The sequence below is a fragment of the Streptomyces sp. NRRL WC-3618 genome, from assembly GCF_001280005.1.
Taxonomy (GTDB): domain Bacteria; phylum Actinomycetota; class Actinomycetes; order Streptomycetales; family Streptomycetaceae; genus Streptomyces.
In genome coordinates this window covers 1-563 of the sequence record NZ_LGDW01000285.1, presented here as the reverse complement: position 1 = coordinate 563, position 563 = coordinate 1, and the positions used below count along the sequence as shown (strand labels likewise).

At 76.4% G+C, this 563-nt stretch carries 1 protein-coding gene; it reads right to left on the bottom strand.

Annotated elements, in window-relative coordinates:
• The coding region (locus tag ADL01_RS23040; protein ID WP_324614632.1) for an SLBB domain-containing protein at nucleotides 1–563 on the bottom strand (563 nt) is incomplete at both ends.

Here is a 563-nt window from a genome sequence, read left to right as displayed (position 1 = left end):
CACCCGCACCACCCACGACCGCGCCGCCCACTCCCGCGCCCGGCACGGCCGGAGCCCCGCCGACGACCACCTGTTCGCCGTCCACCAGGAACCGGGCACGATTGAGGCCGTCGGTCTTCGTGCCTGGACGCACCCCACCGGCGGCCCGCAACGCGTCGGCGACCCTGGACCCGGCCGGCAGCCGATGAACCCCCGGCTCACGCACCTTGCCGCTGACGTCCACCACGATCTGCGCCCCGGCCGCTCCCACGGCACTCCGCGGAGCGGTCACCCCACCGGCAGGCCGCGCCGACCCGAGGGGCGCCGCCGCCCGTACCACCTCCGGCGCCCGGAGGGGCTGGACGCGCCCCGTCCAGAAGTGCTGCCCGGCGAGCACCGCCGCAGCGACCAGAACCACGGTGAGCGCGACCACGCTCCGCCGCTCCAGACCACACCGCGCCTGCAACCACACGGGCATCCGCTCCCGCACCGCGAGCCCAGCCCGTTCCTGCCAAGCCCCGCCACCCGGACCCCCACCGGCACCGTCACCAGCACCCACCTCAGTCCCGGCATCAGCACCTGCC